Raw genomic sequence first — 15,570 nt, 5'->3', positions numbered from 1 at the left:
CCGACCGTCTCCTACCGTCCGGACCAGGTCGCGAGGACCGTGCGCACAGCCGTGACGACGGCCAGTGGCTGATCGAACACCGGGTGGTGGCCGGCGGCGGGCAGTTCCACGACGAGCGCGTCCGGCCCGAACATCGGTCGCATGCGGTCGAGGAGGTCGTCGGTGATGATGCCGTTCTCGCTGCGGAAGTACGCGATGCGGCAGCCGGCGGCCGTCCCGTCGACACCGCTACGGCCGCTGCGGCCGATGCGTTCGGTGTCGAACTTCCAACCCCACCCGCCGTCGACCTCTTTCAACGAAGCGCGTGCGATGTAGTCGAAGACGTACGGTTCGGCGGTGTCCTGCGGCGGAACCAGCCGGAACCGTGCCACAGCGGCGTCGATGGTCGGATAGATCCGCGACGTCGACGATCTCCGGTGGTCCCGCATCTCCACCTCCTCCGGGGTCAGGTCCCGGACCGGCGAGTCGAGGATGACGACCCCGTCGAGGCGATCGCCGAACCGCGTGGACGCCACGTACGACACGATGCCGCCCATACTGTGTCCGACGAGCGTCGGCCGCCCGGCGATTCCGCCCGCTTCCGCAACCGCGAGCACCTCGTCCGACCAGGTCTCGAGCGTGTAGTCGTCGCGGCGGCCGCTGTCGCCGTGACCGGACAGGTCCAGCGCGACCACGCGTCGTCCCACCGCGAGCTGCGGGGCGACGTGGTCCCACCAGCGCGAGTGCGCCATGCCGCCGTGCACCAGCACGATGCCCGGGGTGTTCTCCTCACCCCAAGCGCGGTAGGCGATGGTGGCTCCGGCGACGTCGACGTGGCCCGTCTCGACGGGCGCGGCGAGTGCGTCGAGGAACCACTTCGGCGCCGACTCGTTGACAATGCTCATGATCCGAAGTTACTTCAGGCACCTCCGGCACCTGTGCGCGGCATTGGTGGCTCCGGCCACCAACGCCGCGCACACTGACCCCATGCTGCATCTGCGGATCCTGTCGCCGACCGACCTGACCGACGAGACCGTACGGATCCTCGACGGGGAACCCGGGGTCAGCGGCCTCGCGGTGCTGCGCGGGGCCGCGGTGCGCCCGGTCGGCGACATCGTGCACGCCGACCTGGCACGCGAGGTGGCCAACGACGTGATCGAGCAACTGCGCGCCGCCGGCCTGCACCACCACGGCAGCATCGAGATCGAACCCGTACACGCGTGGCTCTCCCGCGACGGACTCGACGCGGAACTGCGCAGTCCCGGCAGCAGCGCCGACGCCGTCGTCTGGGCGGAGGTCGCGCAGCGGTCCTACGAGGACGTCGAGCTCAACTGGACCTATCTGAGCTTCATGACGTTGGCGACGCTGCTCGCCGGGATCGCTATCGTCACCGACTCGCAGATCCTGGTGATCGGCGCGATGGTGCTCGGACCGGAGTTCGGGGCCGTCGCCGCCCTGGGTGTGGCACCGGTCAAGCGCCGGTATGTGTTGCTGGCGACCGCGATCCGCACGTTGGTCGTCGGGTTCGTCGTCGCGATCGCGGCGACTGCGATCGCGACGCTGGCCGGCCGTGTCCTCGGGTGGGTGACCCTCGAGGACGTGACCGGCCCGCGCCCGGACACCGCGTTCATCTACTCGCCGGACAAGTGGTCCTTCATCGTCGCGGTGATCGCCGCGGCCGCCGGGGTGCTGTCTCTGACGTCGGCCAAGCTCGGCGGGTTGTCGGGGGTGTTCATCTCGGTGACGACAGTGCCCGCCGCGGGCAACGTCGGTCTCGCCCTCGCGTTCGGGGTCGGCCACGAGATCTGGGGCAGCACACTGCAGTTGCTGCTGAACCTGTCGGGTATGGCGCTCGCCGGGTGGGCTACGCTGGCGATCCAGCAGAAGGTGTGGACGCGGGTGTCGGTGCGTCGGGCACGCATGCTCGACAACCGTCGCCGGATGCTGTGAGACCGCCCCTCGTGTGGGCGGATCAGGCCGCCTCGGCGTACGGACGTTCCGCGCGTGCCGACCGGAGCGCCGTTCCCCACCACTCGAGCTGACCGAGCATGTTCGCCGCGGCGGAGTCGCTGACCGTGGAGTCGACGGGCCTGCCGCCGTCGAACACGGTGTGGGCGCCGTGGAAGCTCACACTGTCCCGCACGCTCACGGAGTGCAGCTCGGCGAACACGAGTCGCAGTTGCTCGACGGCACGCAAGCCGCCGCCCTGACCGCCGTACGAGACGAATCCGACCGGTTTGGCCCGCCATTCGTCGCGGAACAAGTCGATGGCGTTCTTCAGCACGGCCGGAAAGCTGTGGTTGTACTCCGGCGTGACGATGACGAAGGCGTCGGCGGCGTCGAGGCGGACTCCCAGTTCCGCGAGCGCGGGTGTCCTCTCGGCTCCCCACGCGGGATGCGCCGCCGGGAGTTCGACATCGGCGAGGTCGACGACGTCGACGTCCATCGCGGACGACGCCAGGCCTGTGAACCAGGCAGTGACGGTGGGGCCGAAACGCCCGTCACGGGTGCTGCCGGTGATGACGACGAGGCGGAGTCGGGTGCTGGTCATGACGGTTCTCCCTGGTGATCGTGGTTGACGTGGTTACGTGGTTACGTGGACGAGCCGACGTGACGGGCGGTTGTCGCTGCCATGCACCACAAGTTACAACGAACGTTGCACTTTGTGCAACGGTCGTTGCACTCAACTAGGGTGGCGACCATGACCAGCACGAATCCGCCGAAGTCCGCACCGCGCGCCGGATCCAGCGCCAAGCGCCTCGCGATCCTGCAGGCGGCGCGCACGGTGTTCGGACGCGACGGCTACGCCCGGGCGAGCATCGACGTGATCGCCGCCGAGGCCGGCGCGTCGACGCGGACTCTCTACAACCATTTCGGCGGCAAGGAGGCCCTGTTCACCGAGGCCATGACGGTGAGTTCGTCCGAGATCGCCGAGGCACAGATCGCCGTGCTGCGGCAACACCTCGAACACGTCACCGACCTCGAATCAGCGCTCACCGCACTGGGATTCGATCTGGCCACCAACACCCTGCACGAGCAGTTCGCGGACCATTTCGCCATCGTCCGACAGATCAACTCCGAAGCGGCCCACTTCCCGCCGGCGGCACTGCGAGCGTGGCGCGAGTCCGGCCCGGATCGGGTCCGCCACGCGCTGGCCGTTCACTTCACTGCGTTCGCGGCCGAGGGCCGGCTGCAACCGGCCGATCCCGAACGGGCGGCGCTGCACTACCTGCGACTGATCGGGCCCGAGCGGGACCACGTCGCGACGACACCTCTCGACGATGCCGAGTTGCGCGAGATCGTGGCCGACGGTGTTCGAACCTTCTTGTACGGCAACGCCGCCCGAGACTGACTCGACGACCGCGCGCGACGCCCGTCACCGGGCAGCATTGCGCCGTGCCGTCTCCTCCCCGACCGCGCGCAGCGCGGCCCGCAGGGACGGCGGTGCGAGCACCTCGACCCCGCCGCCGAGTGCGGTGAGCTGGTGCACCGCAACGCCTTCCGCTTCGAGTGTCAAGTCCACCTCGACCCAGCCCTCGGTGTCCGGCGGGCCCGGGACGACCCGGGCAGCCTCGGTCCCGACCGCGGCGGGCAGCGCGCGCCACGAGGCGGGCGAGAGCCGCACCCGGCACGGGTACCGCAGCAGCGACCGGTCGAACGCCGCTGTCGATTCGGCCCACCACGACGCCAGGTCGAAGTCGTCGGGCCGCTCGGCGGGCACACCGAGATTCTCGGCGGACACGATCCGCGTCACGCGGTACGACAGCACGCGAGCGCGGTGCGCCGCGACCAGGTACCAGACGCCGGCCTTGGCGACCAGGCCCAGCGGGTCGAGGGTCCTGGTAACCCGCCCGCCGGCCCTGCGGTAGCCGATCCGCAGCCGGTCGCCGTCCAGCACGGCGCGGGCGAGGGCGGCGAGATGTGGAGTGCGGGTGGGATTGTCGAACCATCCCGGCGCGTCCACGTGCAGCCGGCTGCGCCACACCTGGGCACTCAGCCGCAGGGGCAGCGGCATGGCCCCGAGCAGCTTGGCCTCCGCCGCGGCGGTCTCCTCCCCCAGGCCCAGGTCGTCGGCGAGCCCGGGGATGCCGAGCAGCATCAGGGCGGACGTCTCGATCTCGGTCATGCCGCTGAGCCTGGACTGCCACCCGTCGAGCAACCGGACGCCGCCGCCGGGCCCGCTCTCGGTGTAGAGCGGAACCCCCGCGGCCTGCAGTGCCGCGATGTCGCGGTACACGGTGCGCACCGACACCCCGAGCCGGGTGGCCAGGACCTCGGCGGTGCGGCCGCGACCGTCCTGCAGGCGCAGCATCAGGTCCAGCAGCCGACTCGATCGCACCCCCGGAGTCTACGAGAAATCCCTGACAGGAGATGTCAGGGATACCGGCGCACACTGGGGTCATGACGATCTGGCAGCAGTTCACCGAGGAAGCACCCACTCTGGCCGACTCCGTCACCGCCCGGCTGACGGCACACAAGCACCACGTCCTGGCCACCCTGCGCGCCGACGGCTCACCCCGGGTGAGCGGCACCGAGGTCGAGATCTTCGACGGCCACCTCGTGCTCGGCTCGATGCCCGGCGCCCGCAAGGTCCGCGACCTGCACCGCGATCCGCGCTACTCCCTGCACTCGAACCCCGGACACCACACGATGGAGGGCGGCGACGCCAAGATCTCGGGCCGCGCCCGCGAACTGACCGGAGACGAGAAGCGGAAGATCCTCGACAGCTATCCGGAGAACCCGGGCGACGACGCGCAGATCTTCGAACTCGGCGTCGAGGAGGTCGTGCTCACCACCGTCTCGGAGGACCAGCTGCACGTCGATCTGTGGCGTCCCGGCACCGGCGTCACCCGGCGCAGCCGGTGACCGTGCCGGTCACCAGGTGAGGTTCTCCTCGCAGTGACTGCCCTCGGCGCCGGACTCGACCTGCACGGTTGCGTGTTCGAGACCGTGCGCGTCGAGGACCGCCTTCGCCGACCGCAGCACCACCTGACTGTCGGCGTCGGTGGTCAGGTGCACGGTCGCGACGTCCATGCCGGTGGTCAGCGTCCACACGTGCAGGTCGTGCACGCCGACGACACCGGGCAGCGCCCGCAGGTCGGCCCGGACCGCCTCGACGTCGACGCTGGCGGGCGACGCCTGGGTGAGGATCCGCAGCGACGCCGCCGCGAGCGTCACCGCGCGCGGCACCACCCACAGCGAGATCAGGACACCGACGACGATGTCCGCCCAGGTCCAGCCGAAGGCGAGCACGAGTGCCCCGGCGATCAGGACACCGACGCTGCCGACGGCGTCGGCGAGGACCTCGAGGTAGGCACCGCGGACGGCGAGGGAGTCCTTCGCGTCGGCGCGGAGCATCAGCATGACGACGACGTTGGCGGCGAGGCCCGCGGCCGCGGTGAGCATCAACGGCACACCGGGGATCTCGGGGGCGTCGCCGATCCGGCCGATCGCCTCGTACAGGACCCAGACGGCGACGCCGAGCAGCAGTACCGCGTTCGCCATCGCGGTGAGCACTTCGGCACGGTGCCAGCCGAATGTGCGGGCGGCGGCCTTGGATCCCTGTCGCGCCAACAGGAGCGCGACCAGGCCCATGGACATCCCGACGACGTCGGTGAGCATGTGACCGGCGTCCGCGAGCAGGGCCAACGAGTTGATGGTCAGGCCGACGGCGACCTCGAGAACGAGGAATCCGACGAGGATCGCGAGGGCGGCGACCATCCGGCGAATCCGCTCGACGGACGGGCCCGGCGCACCCGGCCCGTCGGTGCCGTGCCCGTGTCCGTGCCCGACGCCCATCTCTCCCGTCCCTTCTCCGCCTCCCAAACCTATGCACACATTCGCATATATCGACCGGGGGCGGCAAGGGCTCGGAACTCACGGGCAGTCGAGCAACCTCACAACTCCGGCGGGTAGCCGGGGTTCGGCACCGTCGGCGGCAGGGTCGCGATCGCGGAGATCCGGTTCAGCCCCGCCACCTGCAACAGGTCCACGATCAGCGACCGGATCTGCGCGAAGACCACGGTTGCCGAGATGCCCGCATTCTGCACCAGTTCGGCCTTCGCGCCGGCCGCGACCGAGCGCAGCACCCGGGCCGCCTCCGCGCGGTCGGGCTGCTGCCCGGGGTCGGCGAGCACCACACGACGCAGCACGTCGACGGCGTGCGCGAGCTTCTCCACCTCGTCGACGAGTCTCGGGTCGAGGATCTCGTCGTCACGCACCAGCGACAGCGACCGCCGTGCGAGCACACGGATGTTGCGCATCGCGTTGTCGATCGGGTCGGCGGCGGCGGCCAGCCGGTCGAAGCGGGGCCGCGAACCCCAGTACAGCGGCGACAGCCGGCTGATCTCGCGACCGCCGCTCAGGCTCGAGCGCAAGCCGTCGATCGCGGCCTGCGACGCCCGCGCCTTCCTCAGTGCACTCTCGATCGGTTTGGGATCGTTCGCGACCAACCCGTCCGCGACGAGCTGCAGCACCTCGGACGCCGTCCCCAGGATGTCGGCCGCGTTCTTGCGGGCCCGCAGCACCGGGTGCACGGGGACCAGGGTCACGACGACGAGGCCGACGAGCCCACCGATCAGTGCGTCGATCATCCGGTCCAGGCCGCCGCCCTGCTGAGGCGGGATCAGCGTGGCGACCAGGACCGCCGAATTGGCGGCCTGGATGGAGATGATCGGCCCGCCGTCGAGGAAGATCGCCGTCACCATCGCCAGGACGACGACCAGGAAGATCTGCCACGCGCCGGTGCCGATCAGCGAGATGATCGCGTCCCCCACGCCGATGCCGACGGTGACACCGACGATCAGTTCGAACGACCGCCGCACCCGGGCGCCGAGCGAGAGACCGAGCGAGACCACCGCGGCGATCGGGGCGAAGAACGGATTGTGATGGTGGAACAGGTCGTTGGCGACGAACCAGGCCAGACCGGCCGCCAGCGCGCACTGCAGCACCGGGAACGCCGACACGCGTACCCGCGCCGCGGACGCACGCAGGCGCGCGCGTCCCCGATCGACGGTGTAGGGACGAAAACTACTCGACGCCAAGTGCTTCGGCTGCCCGCGGGTCGCAGTCCTCGAGCAGGTCGAGGCAGCGGGCGTGCTCGTCCGACTCCCCGATCGTCTTGGCGGCGAGCGCCAGGGCGGCGACGCAACGCAGGAATCCGCGGTTCGGCTCGTGGCTGTACGGGACCGGCCCGAAGCCCTTCCATCCGTTGCGCCGCAGCTGGTCGAGTCCACGGTGGTAGCCGGTGCGGGCGTACGCGTACGCGGTGATGGTCTCGCCGTCCGCGAGCGCCGCCTCGGCCAGGTAGGCCCACGCGATCGACGCCGTCGGATGGTCGGCGGCGACCTGCTTGGGGTCGGCCTTGTTCAGGAGTTCGGACTCCGCGTCGTCGTCTCCGGGCAGCAGGGTGGGCTGGGGTCCGAGCAGATCGCCGAAAGAGGTCATGGGGACATTGTGCGCTGCCCGACCGGGGCCGTGCCCCGACACCCCCCGCTCACGACACCGTCCCCGCGCCCCGGCGTCGTACGCTGCTCCTCGACGCGGGGCGAGGCAGCGCCGACGAGAAGGCCGGACCCCGCTGGAACGAGATCACCCGCAGGAACGAGATCACCCCGCAGGACGAGACCAACAGGAGGCGCACCGTGCCGGACCGCGACGACCCGGAGGGCACCGAGACCGCGACGTCCGCGCCGACACCCCCCTCTCCGGCGTCCACCTCTCCGGAGCCTTCGGAGGCGGTGACCACGGTGATTCCGCACGTGACCCGGGCGGCGCCCACGCGCGTCGGCCCCGGACTGCGGGCGCCGGGATCGGCCACTGCCGGTGTGTCGGCGGCGCCGACGAGGATCCCCGACCCGGCGCCGCGTCGACGGCGTCGCCTCTGGCCTCTCGTCGTGGCGGCGGTCGCGGTGGTGGCGGCCCTCGTTGCCGGCGGTGCGCTGTTCCTCGGCCGGGCGACCGGCGACTCCCCCGAGACCCGGGTGACGGCTGCGATCACCGACTTCGTCGCCGCCCTCGGCCGCGGCGACCTCGCGGCGCTGCGTGCGGGCTCGTGCGGCGAGCTCGGCACCTATTACCAGCAGGTCGGCGACGCCGGGTTCACCGATGTGTACCGGTCGGCGAGCGCCGAGCAGACGGTGCCGGTCCTGGTCGGTGTCGACGCCGTCGCCATCACCGACGACACCGCGCTGGCTCAGGTGACCGTCCACGCCGCGGGTTCTCCCGGGGAGACGTCCGTGCGGTCCTTCGCGCTGGAGCAGCAGGGCGGCGTGTGGAAGGTGTGCAGCTGACCGATTCGAGGTCAGCCGCACACCCGGGTCCACTGGTACCCGAGGGGTAATAACGAGCGCGCCAGTTGGTACTTCACATTGCGTGTGTCGGGGGTCACAGTTCTCTCATGTCCGAACCGCAGGTGTCCCCGTTCTCGGCCGGCGACGGACTGTCGACCCTTGGTCACCCCACGCACGTTGACTGCCCATCCGGCCTGACGACCGGCCCGTTCGCCGCATTGACGACACCGTCGCGACGCGCGGTACAGTCGGGTCCCGAGAGGAAGCCCTCCATGGAGAAGATCGACCTCACCGGGTTCATCCAGAACGCCCGGTTCAACCGATTCCACCTGAAGCTCGCACTCGTCGGCTTCGTCCTGATCGTCTGCGACGGCTACGACGTCGCCGTCTACGGAACCATCACCCCCTCCCTCATGGCGGCGTGGAACATGCCCGCCGTGGAAGCCGGTGCGATCGGCAGCGTCGGTCTCGTCGGCATGCTCGTCGGCGCCATCTCGTTCGGCACGCTCGCCGACCGAATGGGAAGACGCCGCGTCATCCTGATCACGGTGATCCTCTACAGCGTGTTCACCGCGCTGTGCGGTTTCGCGCAGGAGCCCACGTTCTTCACCGTCTGCCGGTTCCTCGCCGGCCTCGGCCTGGGCGGTGTGATGCCGAACGTGATCGCGCTGCTGACCGACTTCTCCCCCAAGAAGCACACCGCCACCATCGTCACCGTCGTGCTCTGCGGCTTCGCCGTCGGCGGCCTGCTCGCCCCCGTTCTCGGCATCTTCGTTCTTCCCACCCTCGGCTGGCAGGTGAGCCTGTGGCTGGCCGCCGTGCCTCTGCTCCTGCTGCCGTTCATGTACCGGGCGGTGCCGGAGTCCTTCGCCGTCCTGCTGCGCAAGGGCAGGCGCGACGCCGTCTTCGCGACCCTGCGCCGGATCGACCCGAGCCGCCACCTCGACGACCGCAGCGAACTCGTGACCGAAGCCCGCTCCGACGCCAAGCTCCCCCTGACCGACCTGTTCACCGACCACCGGGGACGCAGCACGCTGATGTTCTGGCTGGCGTTCTTCGCCAATCTTCTTGTGTCGTACGGATTCCTGAACTGGCTTCCGAAGTTGATGATGGACAGCGGGTTCACTCTCACGTCCAGCCTCGTCTTCCTGGGCGTCTTCCAGATCGGCGGCATCCTCGGCACCTTGACGGCCGGACGCATGGCCGACAAGGTCGGCGCCCGGAAGATCCTGCTGGCCATGTACCTCACGGGGACCGTTGTCATCGCGGGCGTCGGGATCAGCACCAACGCACCCGTCACCTACGTCCTGATCGGGTGCGCCGGCGCCATCCTCACCGGCGTGCAGAACCTGGTCCAGGTGTACGTCGCCCAGTACTACCCGCCGTTCGTCCGGTCGACGGCGCTCGGGTCCGCTTCGGGTGTCGGGCGCATGGGCGGCATCCTCGGTCCGATCATCGGCGGAGTGCTGCTCTCACTCTCCTTCACCAACCAGACGATCTTCTTCGTCTTCGCGATCCCCGGTCTGGTTGCCGCATTCGCCATCGCGATGGTCCGGGAGAACCGGTCGTATCAGCGGCAGTCCGCGCAGCGGGACGAACCCGCCCCCGCAGTCGCCGCCTGACCCACCCCACTGGTCGATTCTCCCGAGAGAGATGCCCGAATGAGCAACACGACAGACCTCGCGCCGAACACGACGGATCCCGTCGACATCGACTCCCCCGACCACCCGCAACCGGGAAATACCATCCGGGACAGGCTGATCCGAATCGCCGGTGAACTCGACGAGTCGTGGGAGTCGACCCTGGCGATCGACGACGACTTCGTCGGCGCCTACGTCGACCTCGCCGAGGTTCCCGAGAACAAGGCCCACCTCGACCCGAAGTCGCGCGCGCTGATCGCCCTGGCCGTGAGCGCGTCCGTCACCACGCTCGACCCGGCGGGGGTGCGAACCGCGGCCACCGCGGCCGCGCGGGCCGGCGCCACCCGCGAGGAGGCACTCGAGGCGGTCCACCTCGTCTCGGTGCTCGGCGTCCACTGCATGGTGACGGGCATCCCCGAACTGTCCGCCGTGGCCGCCGCGCACGGCACCCAGGTGGTGTCCGACGCTCCCCTGGACGCCGAACAGGAACGGATACGGGACGAGTTCCGCGCCCGCCGCGGCTACTGGAGCGCGATGAACGAGACCCTGCTGCGGGTCGACGCGACGTGGTTCGAGGCGTACACGCGCTATTCCTCGCACCCCTGGGTGAACGGCAGTCTCACACCGAAGCTGCGGGAGCTGATCTACATCGCGATCGACCTGTCCCCGACCCACCTGTTCACCGCGGGGGTGCGGCCCCACATCGAGAACGCCCTGCGGTACGGCGCGACCGTCGACGAGATCGTCGAGACGCTCGAGGTGACGGCCCTGGTCGGTATCGCGAGCCTGCGCTCGGCCGCACCCACGATCGCGGAGGTCTTCGGGTAGCGGTCCTCGGCGATCACCTCGCCGGTAGCGACCCCATCGCGAAAGGCCCTGGTGGAGTGGAACTCCACCAGGGCCTTTCGGTTCGTCGAGCGCGAACGGCTCGACCCCGCGGTTACTGGACGGGCTGATACGACGGCGTCCCGTCCTGCAGGAGCTGCTCCGCCTCGGACAGGATCGCGGCGGGGTCCTGATCGAGGTTGAGGGTCTTGCGGAACGGCTGCCGGACATCGCGTTCGATACGCAGGTAGACCTCGTTGCGGTTGCCCTCCGGGTCGAAGAAGTAGATCCCGATGGCGTTGCCGTGGGTCACCTCCTGCTGGACCTCGATACCTTCGTCGCGAAACCGCTTGTGGAACTCGATGATCGATTCGAGGCTGTCGACCCGCCACGACACCTGGTGGGTGAGCTTGGCGCCCCGCGGTGCGGTACGGCCGCGCTGGAGCACGAACTCGTGGTGCTCCTCCTCGGGCCGGGACGAGAAGAAGACGATACCGAGGTCGTCGTCCTCGTCGGTGACGGTCAATCCCATTACCCGCGTGTAGAAGTCACGCATCGTCTCCAGGTCGTCCACCCAGAATCCGGTATGTCCGAGGCCAGTGATCACGGTGTCTCTCCTTACTTCCTTCGCCGATGTTCGACAGCAACCACGGTAAGAGTCCTATTTATCAGAAGTCAATTCCTATTTTACGGGACACCGTGTATGGTTCGAGACGAACGAGCCGAGAGATCAGAAGGGAGGCGGCGATGGACACCCATCCGACCGAACCGAACCAGGCGGACCCGAACCACGCCGTCCCGGCGGGCGCGGACCGGACCGAGCCCCGTCGGCGATTCGACGTCGCGTTGTGCGGCGCGGGCCCCGTCGGGATGACCGCGGCAGCGCTGCTCGCCGCACGGGGGCTGGATGTCGTTGTGCTGGAGCGGCGCCTGCGAACGAGCGACGAGCCCAAGGCGATCAGCATCGACGACGAGGCGCTGCGAATCTACCAGCAGGCGGGCCTGGCCGACACCCTGCTCGAGCTGATCGTCCCCGGCACCGGTACCCGGTACTACGGCGCCGACGGCCGGCCCCTCTTCGATGCGCGCGCCACCGTTCCGTTCCGGCTCGGTTTCCCGTTCAAGAACCCGTTCGCCCAGCCCGATCTCGAACGCGCCCTCGCCGGTGCACTGGCGGCCAACCCCCGGGTCGACCTGCGGTTCGGCACCGAGGTCCGGGCCCTGACCCAGGACGCCGACACCGTCACCGTCTCGACGACGTCGGGTGATGTCGAGGCCTCCTACCTCCTCGGGTGCGACGGCGGCCGATCCACCGTGCGCGAACTGCTCGGGGGCACGATGACGGGCCGCAGCCATCCCGACGTGTGGCTCGTCGTCGACGCCCTCGGGGACCACCATGTCGAGCGGTTCGGCATGCACCATGGCGACCCCGAACGCCCGCACGTGATCATCCCCGGCCTGGGCGGCCGCTGCCGCTACGAGTTCCGGCTCTTCGAAGGCGAGGGCGAGCCCACCGACACGCCCCCGTTCGACCTGATCCACCGGCTCGTGTCCCGGTACCGGGAGATCACCCCGGACCAGGTCGAGCGGGCCGTGAACTACCGATTCCACGGGCTCGTCGCCGACGACTGGCAGGTCGGCCGGTGCTTCCTGCTCGGGGACGCGGCGCACATGATGCCGCCGTTCGCGGGCCAGGGGCTCAACTCCGGGATCCGGGACGCCGGCAACCTCGCGTGGAAGCTCGCCGAGGTGTTCCACGGACGCCTGGACCCCAGCGTCCTCGCGACGTACCAGACCGAACGCCGGCCACACGCGGCGGCCGTCGTGCGCTCGTCCGAGCAGCTCGGCCGGGTGGTCATGACGACCAGCCCGGCGCTCGCCCGCCGCCGTGACGCGCGGGCTCGGTCGGCGCTCGCCACCCCCGCCGGCCGCGAGTTCCTCGAGGAGATGCGGTACCGCCCGGCGCACCACTACCGCACCGGCCTGGTCACCGGCGACGGACCCGACATCGGTGTCCCGCTGGGCCAGCCGCGGGTGTTCGACGTGCGCACCCACCGCACGGTCCTCTTGGACGAGGTCGTCGGCGACGGCTGGGCGCTGCTCGCGGTCGACATCACCGACGAGGACGCCGTCGCGTCCGCGGACGGGCTCGCCGCGACGTTCGGCACGGACGTCGTGCTGGTCACCGTCAACGGCACCATGCCCCGCACCGACCGCCGGGTTCTCGTCGACGTCGACGGCGGGCTCGCCCGCGAGTTCGGCTCGTACCGCGGCCGATTCGTCCTCCTGCGCCCGGACCACTTCGTCGCGGCGGCGTGGGGTCCCGACCAGCACGACGCCGTCGCCGACGCCCTGCCCCGGTGGTCGGCGCGGACTCCCGCACCGACCGCCTGATCGGACCACCCACCACCCGACCAACCGGCACCCGACCAACCGAGGAGACCACCGTGAAGTACGCAACCTACGAACACGCCGCCGAACGCCGTGTCGGTGAGGTCAGGGGCGACGTCCTCGTCCCCCTCGACGGCATCACCGAGATCGGCGTCGACACCCCGACCGACGTGCTCGCGAACGCCACCCGGCTCGAATCCCGGGCCGTGGCGGTGGCGGACGTGAGAATCCTTCCGGTCGTGCCCAACCCGACGAAGATCCTGTGTGTCGGGCTGAACTACAAGGACCACATCGCCGAGACCGGCCGGGACACTCCGACGTACCCGGTGATGTTCGCGAAGTACGCCTCGAACCTGCTGGGTGCGACCGACGACATCGCGCTGCCGCCGGAGTCCTCGGCGGTCGACTACGAGGGTGAACTGGCCGTCGTCATCGGCCGGGGCGGACGCCGCATCGCCGAGCTGGACGCCCTCGACCACGTGCTGGGCTTCGCGGCCGCCAACGACATCACAATGCGCGACTTCCAGTACAAGACGCACCAGTGGATCCAGGGCAAGGCCTGGGACGCGAGCACGCCGGTCGGCCCCTACGTCGTCACCCCCGACGAGATCGACCTCGGGGCCTGCGGAATCCGAACGATCGTCAACGGCACCACGGTTCAGGACTCGGACCTGTCCCAGCTGCTGTTCACGGTGGAGAACCTGGTGGCGACGATCTCGACGTTCACCCGCCTCGAGCCCGGCGACATCATCCTGACCGGCACTCCCGGCGGGGTCGGGTTCCGCAAGGAGCCGAAGCTGCTGCTGCAGCCGGGCGACGACGTCCGGGTCGAGATCGACAACATCGGCACGGTGTCCAACGCGGTCGTCGTCGAGAAGGCCTGACCCCGCTCGACGGCACCGGAACGCTCGTGCGGTGTGGCGCCGGCGGCGCCACACCGCACACTTGTCCTGACATGCAGTACAAAAGATGCGAGTGGTGAGCGCGGGCTACCGGTGGCGCAACGGCACAGCAGACCGCCCGCTGACGAGCCCGCACGTTCACCGTGGGTCACCGAGGCCTGGATCTACCCCTGTCCTGCTGCAACAGATGGTCACCGCGATACCCGCGACCGGATCGCACAGTTCGGTGTTCTTCTCAGGACTTGGTCGCCTCGTCGATGTCCTTGCCGACCTGCTCCGTGTCCGCCTCGAGCTGCTTGCTGGTGACCTTGGAAGCGCCATCGAGCGCCTCCTTCACCCGCGCCTCGAGGTCCGTCGCGGCAACAACGATCAGCCCGCTGTCCCCGGCGTCGAGCAGCTCACCGACTTCCTTGAGGGCGGAGCGGCTCATCCCGGCCGCCACGTGCCCGCCGAGGGCCCCGAGACCGGCACCTCCGGCACCACCCACCAACAACCCGGCCCCGAGCCCGACGGCCGGGAACAGGGCCACCAGCGCACCCCCGACCAGGCCGATGCCGAGCCCACCCCACGCTCCCTGCCGGGTCGGCTGCTCATGCTTCTTGACGATCTTGACCTTGCCCGCGTCCGTCCGGGTGATGACGGCCGCATCGTAGGTATCGACGAGGTCCGCCTCGACGTAAAGCTCGTGGACCGCGTCGTAGTCGGCGATTGCGGCGTCCTGCGAGTCGTAGACGGCCGCCAGCAGGGCGAATGTATCGAGGGCCATGATTTCCTCCAACGGGTTGATGGAACGGTGAACCAGTGGACGCCAGCGGCGGGGTCGACCACCCGGCCGGTGATCGCCATGCTCGACAACCACCAGGTGGCCATCGTGGGGAGTGACTGCCAGGCCAGGCCCAGGGCGCCGAATCCACCGAAATGCAGCACATTCGGCCAGCCTGGTGGGTCCGTCGGCTGCTCATCGCGGACCCGTCACGGATATCGATCGACGACACCTCTCAATCGCCTGGTCATGCCACGGCGCCTTCGCGCTGTTGTCCCGCTTCCAGCCTCGGCACCCGCGGCGCCGGGCGCATCCCCCAAAACGGGTGACCACCAGCACGGGCGCCCGTCACGGTTCGGGGCGCCGACATGTTCACGAACCGTGCACAAAATGGCCACCCGGTGGCCATGTCGGTGGCCGACACCTGCTCCCCGGACCCGGTCCCCTGGCCCGCCGTGACCCATGATCTGCAGCACTGTTGTTCCCATCTCCACCGTCACCGCGACGTGCATCGTGCGGGCGAGCGGGCCCGTCAACTCGAAGGTCGAACGCTCATAGCTTCGCGCGAGAGGAACCGTGCGTGACTTCGTTTCCGGCCGAGCGTGCTTCCCGCACCGAGGTCCGAGTCCGCCGGTGCCACCCGCGACCGGTACACGAATGCGGGTCAGAGCCGACCGCCCTGACGGTGCGCGACGACACAGCGCCTCACCGAGGCGGCCGGCACCCCTCGCTGACCCGACCCCCGAATCCACGGTAGGGCCCGGACATGTCGCCGCGAC

Annotated in this window: 16 protein-coding genes; 8 read left to right on the top strand and 8 right to left on the bottom strand. The window is 69.7% G+C overall.

Translation table 11 applies throughout. The annotated features are described in order from the left end of the window. Nucleotides 1-11 precede the first annotated feature (11 nt). Nucleotides 12-884, bottom strand: coding sequence for an alpha/beta fold hydrolase (locus ACFYVR_RS07705; RefSeq protein ID WP_387471350.1), 873 nt, complete (start codon nt 882-884; stop codon nt 12-14). A gap of 82 nt (nt 885-966) precedes the next feature. Between ACFYVR_RS07705 and ACFYVR_RS07700 the strand changes: the two genes are divergently transcribed. Beyond that, nucleotides 967-1,929, top strand: a complete 963-nt coding sequence (locus ACFYVR_RS07700) for a DUF389 domain-containing protein (RefSeq protein WP_387471348.1) — start codon at nt 967-969, stop codon at nt 1,927-1,929. Nucleotides 1,930-1,951: 22 nt separating this feature from the next. On the opposite strand, the gene ACFYVR_RS07695 is transcribed toward ACFYVR_RS07700, so the two are convergent. Beyond that, nucleotides 1,952-2,530, bottom strand: coding sequence for an NADPH-dependent FMN reductase (locus ACFYVR_RS07695; protein ID WP_387471346.1), 579 nt, complete (start codon nt 2,528-2,530; stop codon nt 1,952-1,954). 150 nt (nt 2,531-2,680) lie between these two features. On the opposite strand from ACFYVR_RS07695, the gene ACFYVR_RS07690 reads away from it, so the two are divergent. After that, nucleotides 2,681-3,331 (top strand): TetR/AcrR family transcriptional regulator, encoded by a 651-nt coding sequence (locus ACFYVR_RS07690; RefSeq protein WP_387471344.1) that lies wholly within the window; start codon nt 2,681-2,683, stop codon nt 3,329-3,331. Nucleotides 3,332-3,355: 24 nt separating this feature from the next. Here ACFYVR_RS07690 and ACFYVR_RS07685 read toward each other — a convergent pair whose 3' ends face one another. Continuing rightward, nucleotides 3,356-4,318 (bottom strand): helix-turn-helix transcriptional regulator, encoded by a 963-nt coding sequence (locus tag ACFYVR_RS07685; RefSeq protein WP_387471342.1) that lies wholly within the window; start codon nt 4,316-4,318, stop codon nt 3,356-3,358. A 62-nt stretch (nt 4,319-4,380) separates the two neighbouring features. On the opposite strand from ACFYVR_RS07685, the gene ACFYVR_RS07680 reads away from it, so the two are divergent. Then, entirely contained in the window at nt 4,381-4,845 is a 465-nt protein-coding gene (locus ACFYVR_RS07680; RefSeq protein WP_387471340.1) for a pyridoxamine 5'-phosphate oxidase family protein, read from the top strand. Between the two features lie 9 nt (nt 4,846-4,854). Here the strand turns inward: ACFYVR_RS07680 and ACFYVR_RS07675 are convergent, their stop codons facing one another. The 3 genes from ACFYVR_RS07675 to ACFYVR_RS07665 form a co-directional block, all read right to left on the bottom strand. Next, a complete protein-coding gene (locus ACFYVR_RS07675; protein ID WP_387471338.1) occupies nt 4,855-5,778 on the bottom strand; it encodes a cation diffusion facilitator family transporter in 924 nt (307 codons plus the stop codon). A 98-nt stretch (nt 5,779-5,876) separates the two neighbouring features. Continuing rightward, nucleotides 5,877-6,971, bottom strand: a complete 1,095-nt coding sequence (locus ACFYVR_RS07670; RefSeq protein ID WP_387472004.1) for an aromatic acid exporter family protein — start codon at nt 6,969-6,971, stop codon at nt 5,877-5,879. Between the two features lie 37 nt (nt 6,972-7,008). Continuing rightward, nucleotides 7,009-7,425 carry a DUF3151 domain-containing protein gene (locus ACFYVR_RS07665; protein ID WP_387471336.1) on the bottom strand — a complete coding sequence of 139 codons (417 nt, stop codon included), beginning with the start codon at nt 7,423-7,425 and terminating at the stop codon, nt 7,009-7,011. Nucleotides 7,426-7,622: 197 nt separating this feature from the next. Between ACFYVR_RS07665 and ACFYVR_RS07660 the strand changes: the two genes are divergently transcribed. The 3 genes from ACFYVR_RS07660 (at nt 7,623) to ACFYVR_RS07650 (ending at nt 10,738) form a co-directional block, all read left to right on the top strand. After that, complete coding sequence (locus tag ACFYVR_RS07660) at nt 7,623-8,270, top strand: hypothetical protein (protein WP_387471334.1); 648 nt, start codon at nt 7,623-7,625, stop codon at nt 8,268-8,270. A 272-nt stretch (nt 8,271-8,542) separates the two neighbouring features. Continuing rightward, nucleotides 8,543-9,892: an MFS transporter gene (locus ACFYVR_RS07655; protein WP_387471332.1), complete on the top strand. Its 1,350-nt coding sequence runs from the start codon at nt 8,543-8,545 to the stop codon at nt 9,890-9,892. 39 nt (nt 9,893-9,931) lie between these two features. After that, nucleotides 9,932-10,738 (top strand): carboxymuconolactone decarboxylase family protein, encoded by an 807-nt coding sequence (locus ACFYVR_RS07650; RefSeq protein ID WP_387471330.1) that lies wholly within the window; start codon nt 9,932-9,934, stop codon nt 10,736-10,738. 112 nt (nt 10,739-10,850) lie between these two features. Here ACFYVR_RS07650 and ACFYVR_RS07645 read toward each other — a convergent pair whose 3' ends face one another. Then, nucleotides 10,851-11,342: a VOC family protein gene (locus ACFYVR_RS07645; protein ID WP_387471328.1), complete on the bottom strand. Its 492-nt coding sequence runs from the start codon at nt 11,340-11,342 to the stop codon at nt 10,851-10,853. Nucleotides 11,343-11,368: 26 nt separating this feature from the next. Here ACFYVR_RS07645 and ACFYVR_RS07640 point away from each other — a divergent pair, with 26 nt between their 5' ends. Beyond that, nucleotides 11,369-13,129: a bifunctional 3-(3-hydroxy-phenyl)propionate/3-hydroxycinnamic acid hydroxylase gene (locus tag ACFYVR_RS07640; RefSeq protein WP_387471326.1), complete on the top strand. Its 1,761-nt coding sequence runs from the start codon at nt 11,369-11,371 to the stop codon at nt 13,127-13,129. Nucleotides 13,130-13,182: 53 nt separating this feature from the next. Then, nucleotides 13,183-14,010 (top strand): fumarylacetoacetate hydrolase family protein, encoded by an 828-nt coding sequence (locus ACFYVR_RS07635; RefSeq protein WP_387471324.1) that lies wholly within the window; start codon nt 13,183-13,185, stop codon nt 14,008-14,010. A 253-nt stretch (nt 14,011-14,263) separates the two neighbouring features. Here the strand turns inward: ACFYVR_RS07635 and ACFYVR_RS07630 are convergent, their stop codons facing one another. Next, nucleotides 14,264-14,794, bottom strand: a complete 531-nt coding sequence (locus ACFYVR_RS07630; RefSeq protein ID WP_387471322.1) for a DUF1269 domain-containing protein — start codon at nt 14,792-14,794, stop codon at nt 14,264-14,266. Between the last annotated feature and the right edge of the window lie 776 nt (nt 14,795-15,570).

This window comes from Rhodococcus sp. NPDC003318 (genome assembly GCF_042879035.1).
In the GTDB taxonomy this organism is placed as follows: Bacteria; Actinomycetota; Actinomycetes; order Mycobacteriales; family Mycobacteriaceae; genus Rhodococcus_G.
This window is presented reverse-complemented; position numbering and strand designations above follow the sequence as displayed.